This window comes from Caulobacter sp. B11 (assembly GCF_002737765.1).
Classification (GTDB): Bacteria; Pseudomonadota; Alphaproteobacteria; order Caulobacterales; family Caulobacteraceae; genus Caulobacter.
Genome location: NZ_PEGG01000060.1, coordinates 10001 through 14997 on the forward strand (window position 1 = coordinate 10001; position 4997 = coordinate 14997).

At 69.5% G+C, this 4997-nt stretch carries 3 protein-coding genes (1 of these 3 cut by a window edge); all 3 read right to left on the bottom strand.

Translation table 11 applies throughout. The features are described from left to right. On the bottom strand, positions 1–2992 hold the 5' portion of the coding sequence (infB, locus tag CSW58_RS03995) for a translation initiation factor IF-2 (protein ID WP_099446402.1). 110 nt of this gene lie to the left of the window's left edge; the window shows 2992 of its 3102 coding nt (coding positions 1–2992); it begins with the start codon at positions 2990–2992; its stop codon lies off the left edge, out of view. 190 nt (positions 2993–3182) lie between these two features. Further along, on the bottom strand, positions 3183–3833 hold the full coding sequence (locus CSW58_RS04000; RefSeq protein ID WP_099446403.1) for an RNA-binding protein: 651 nt from the start codon (positions 3831–3833) through the stop codon (positions 3183–3185). A 51-nt stretch (positions 3834–3884) separates the two neighbouring features. Beyond that, on the bottom strand, positions 3885–4997 hold a 1113-nt coding region (gene nusA / locus CSW58_RS04005), incomplete at its 5' end, for a transcription termination factor NusA (protein ID WP_099446404.1).

Sequence of the window (4997 nt, forward strand, 5' to 3'; positions counted from 1 at the left end):
CCTCGGGGACCTCGTCCTTGAAGCGCTTGAGGGTCTGCAGGGTGCCCAGTTCCAGAACGACGATGTCGTTGCGGATGATCCGGACCTTGGCGCCCTTGCGCACGACACCTTCGGTGACGCGGCAACCGGCGACCTTGCCGACCTTGGAGATGTCGAAGGCTTGCAGCACTTCGGCGTTGCCGAGGAAGGTTTCGCGCTGGATCGGGGCCAGCATGCCCGAGAGCACGCCTTTGATGTCGTCCAGCAGGTCGTAGATGATCGCGTAGTAGCGGATCTCGACCCCTTCGCGCTCGGCCAGCGCCCGCGCCTGGGCCGAGGCCCGGACGTTGAAGCCGATGAGCGGCGCGCCGGCGCCCTTGGCCAGCATGACGTCGCTTTCGCTGATCGCCCCGGCGCCCGACAGGATGATCCGCGCGCGGACCTCGTCGGTCGACATGGCGTCCAGCGATCCGATGATCGCCTCGGCCGAGCCCTGCACGTCGGCTTTGATGACCAGCGGCAGTTCGCGGTACTTCTTGTCCTGCAGCTTGGCCATCATGTCGGCCATGCTGGTGGCGCCCGCGCCGACCGGATGCATCGATTTCTCGCGCTTCAGGCGGATGCGGTACTCGGTCAGCTCACGAGCGCGGGCCTCGTTCTCGACGACCGCGAAGGGGTCGCCGGGCGAGGGCACGCCGTCCAGGCCGAGGATCTCGACCGGGGTGGCGGGACCGGCTTCGGTCAGTTGCTCGTTACGCTCGTTGAGCAGGGCGCGAACCCGGCCGAACTGGCTGCCGGCCACGACGATGTCGCCGCGCTTCAGCGTGCCACGCTTGACCAGCACGGTGGAGACCGCGCCGCGACCCTTGTCGAGCTTGGCCTCGATCACCACGCCGTCGGCGGTGCGATCGGGGTTGGCCTTCAGGTCCATGACCTCGGCCAGCAGCAGGACGCGCTCGATCAGCTCGTCCAGGCCCTGACCGGTCTTGGCCGAGACCTCGACGATCTGGGTCTCGCCGCCGAGGCTTTCAACGACGATTTCGTGCTGCAGCAGCTCGTTGGTCACCCGGGTAGAGTCGGAGCCCGGCTTGTCCATCTTGTTGACGGCCACGATGATCGGCACGTTGGCGGCGCGGGCGTGTTTGATCGCCTCGACCGTCTGCGGCATGACGCCATCGTCGCCGGCCACGACCAGGATCACCACGTCGGTGATGTTCGCGCCACGGGCCCGCATTTGCGAGAAGGCGGCGTGGCCCGGGGTGTCGAGGAAGGTGACCTTCTCGCCGCCTTCCAGGCGAACCTGGTAGGCGCCGATGTGCTGGGTGATGCCGCCGTGCTCGCCGCCGGCCACATCGGCCTTGCGCAGCGCGTCCAGCAGGCTGGTCTTGCCGTGGTCGACGTGACCCATGACCGTGACCACCGGGGGCCGCGACTCCAGGTGATCGTCGACATCCTCGGCGCCGATGAAGCCTTCTTCGACGTCGGCTTCCGACACGCGGCGGACGGTGTGGCCAAATTCGGTGGCCACCAGCTCGGCGGTGTCGTTGTCGATGACGTCGTTGATCTTCAGCATCACGCCCTGACGCATCAGGAACTTGATGATCTCGACACCACGCACGGCCATCCGGTTGGACAGCTCCTGCACGGTGATGACGTCAGGAATAATCACTTCGCGGCTGACCTTGACCTGGTCGGCGGGACCACCGCGACGCTTCTCCTTTTCACGTTCACGCGCCCGGCGAACCGAGGCGAGCGAGCGCATGCGATCGGCGGAATCTCCGTCGCCGGCCACGGTCTGGATCGTCAGGCGGCCTTCGCGGCGCATCGGCGCGCCCTTGGCGCGCGACACGGCCTTGCCGGGGGCGGCGGCCTTGCGGCGATCGTCCTCGTCATCGGGCCTGCGGCTGACTTCGCCGCCGGGACGCGGGGCCGAACGGGTGGCGCGCTGCACTTCCGGCGTGGCCGGCGGGGCGGCGGGCGCACCGGGACGGGCGCCGCGCGGACCGCCGGGACCCGGACGGGCGCCCGGAGCCGGACGCGGCGCGAGGGCCGAATAACGGACCGTCTGGGTGGGTCGGTCGCCTTGCGGACGGTCGCCCTGGGGACGATCGCCTTGCGGACGATCGGCGCCCGCGCGGAAGCCGCCGGCGCCTTCGGGACGCGGACCGCCCGGAGCTTCCGGACGCGGAGCGCGCTGGTTGTAGGGACCGTCCTGGCGCGGGGCGCGCTGGTTGAACGGACGATCGCCCTGCGGAGGACGGTCGCCGGCCGGCGGACGATAGGTGGTGGTCGACGAGCGGTCGTCGCGACGGTCGCGGCTGGGCTCGTAGGTGCGGGTCTGACCGGCGGGAGCCGGCGGACGCGGAGCGTCGGCGCGAACCGGCGGCGCGGCCGGCCGGGGCGCGGGCGGGGCGACCGGCGCGGCGGCCACGGGAGCCGGAGCCACCGGAGCGGCGACGACAGGCGCGGCGGCGACCGGGGCCGGCGGCGCAACCACCGGCGCGGCCGGGGTCGGCGCGGCGGCGACAGCGGCGGGAGCCACGGGCGGCGCGACCGGAGCCGGCGGCGCTTCGGCCAGAGCCTTGGCGGCGGCAGCCTTGGCGGCGGCGGCGCTGGCGGCGGCGTCCGCGACGGCGCGGGCCTCGGCGGCCCGACGATCCGAAGCCTGACGCTCCTGCTGTTCACGGGCCGATTCAATGGCCCGCTGGCGAGCGCGCAGCTCGTCTTGCGACAGACCGCCGGACGAACCGCCCGAGGATCCGGACGAGCCGCCCGATTGCGGACCGCGCGGCGCGTCCTGGCGGCGCTCGGCCGAGGAGGGCGCGGCGAGATTGCCCGATGCGGGCGCGTGGGAACGCGTACGCTTGGTTTCGACCACCACCGTCTTGGTGCGGCCGTGGCTGAAGCTCTGCTTCACGACGCCCGCGCTCACCGAGCCCTGGCGGGGCTTCAGTGTGATGGGCGCTCGCCCGCCGGGATTACCCGACCGACCGTTATCGTTCTCGTCGCTCATGCGCTCGCTTGTACTTCCGCCGGGGGGAGGCCCGGCCAAAAACCGTTCGATCCATACGAGAAAAGGGGCCTGGACGTACCTTCGAAAAGAAGGCGCGTTTCCCGACCCTATTTCACGAGCGCGACCGCCGATCTGGAAAACCGTTCGGCGGTGGTCGCGCTCAACTATCAGACACTAGACCCGTAAAGGACTAGGACTCCTCGCGCCAACTCGCCAACCAAGATGGAGGCATGAGCGGGCGGAAGCCTGATAACCGCTCGACATCCAATGTCCAGCGATCCGTGCCGCGCCCGGCAAGAAGCGCCGTGTGTATCACATTCTCCCCGCCCAAGGCCAAACCCAATTCGTCGGATGTGAACATCCCGAAGATTCGAGGCGAATTTGGCGCCTTGTGGACGGCGGAGAGTATCTTGCGGCGACCGTCGTCGGCGCTGTCGGACGCCTCGATCAACCAAGCCGTCTTGCCCGACTTGAGGGCGGCGACGACCTTTTCGAATCCCGAGATAATCGTTCCGCCGCGCCGTGCAAGGCCCAGCCCATCGAGAACCCGCTTGGCCAGCAGGCGTTCCACCTGGTCGGCGAGGTCGGCGGGGGCCGTGACCTTGGTCTTGGCGGCGCGCGAGAACAGGCCCTTCTTGGCCGCGGTCGTCACCGCCTCGCGGCTGGCCCCGACCCACAGGCCGCGTCCCGGCAGCTTGCGGGCCACGTCCGGAACCACGACGCCGTCGGGCCCGACCACGAACCGCACCAGACATGCTTCGTCCGCCGCCTCGCCCAGGACGATGTCCTTGCGCTGGCGGGAGGCTTCGGCGTGGGTCTTGGGGGCCTGGACTTCGGTCATGCAACTCGCGAGATCCGCCCCCTCGGCCTAAGACCGAGGGGGCGGGTTTCATCAGTCTTCCTTGGCGTCTTCGGTCGGCTCGGCCTCTTCGACGGCCTCGGCCACGTCTTCCAGCGCTTCGGCCGACTCCTCGGCGCCCTCGTCGCCTTCGGCATATTCGGCTTCGTCGACATATTCCGGCTCCGGCGGAGCCTCGACCCAGCCCATGACGATCCGGGCGCGCATGATCAGCGCCTCGGCGTCTTCCGGCGACAGGCTGAAGCTTTCCAGGATGCCCGGCTCGCGCACGCGCTCGCCGTTCTTGCTTTCGAACCAGCCGCGCATGTCGTCGGGCACCAGGCCGGCGAGATCCTCGACGGTCTTCACGTCGCCTTCGCCCAGGGCCACGGCCATGGGCAGGGTGACGCCCTCGATTTCGAGCACGGCGTCCTCGACGCCCAGTTCGACGCGCTTGGCGTCGAGGGCGGCGGTTTCCTTGTCGAGGAATTCGCGGGCCCGGGCCTGCAGTTCCTCGGCGGTCTCGTCGTCGAAGCCCTCGATCGAGGCGATCTCGTGCGGCTCGACATAGGCGACGTCTTCCACCGCGGCGAAGCCTTCGGTGACCAGCAGCTGGGCGATGACCTCGTCGACGTCCAGGGCTTCCTGGAACAGGGCGGTGGTCTCGGTGAACTGCTTCTGACGGCGCTCGCTCTCCTGGCTTTCCGTCGTGATGTCGATCTGCCAGCCGGTCAGCTGCGAGGCCAGGCGGACGTTCTGGCCGCGACGGCCGATGGCCAGGGACAGCTGCTCGTCGGGCACCACGACCTCGACGCGCTCGTCTTCCTCATCCATCACGACCTTGGACACTTCAGCCGGGGCCAGGGCGTTGACGATGAAGGTCGCCTCGTCCTCGGACCACTGGATGATGTCGATCTTCTCGCCCTGCAGCTCGGCCACCACCGCCTGCACGCGCGAGCCGCGCATGCCGACGCAGGCGCCGACCGGGTCGATGCTGGAGTCGTTGGAGATCACGGCCATCTTGGCGCGCGAACCCGGGTCGCGGGCCACGGCGCGGATCTCGATGACGCCGTCATAGACTTCCGGCACTTCCTGCGCGAACAGCTTGGCCATGAAGCCGCCGTGGGCGCGCGACAGCATGATCTGCGGGCCCTTGGTCTCGCGACG

What these genes read in the sequence shown, in the direction of transcription:
- CSW58_RS04000 (WP_099446403.1), bottom strand. Translation starts at nt 3,833, where the DNA reads ATGACCGAAGTCCAGGCCCCCAAGACCCACGCCGAAGCCTCCCGCCAG.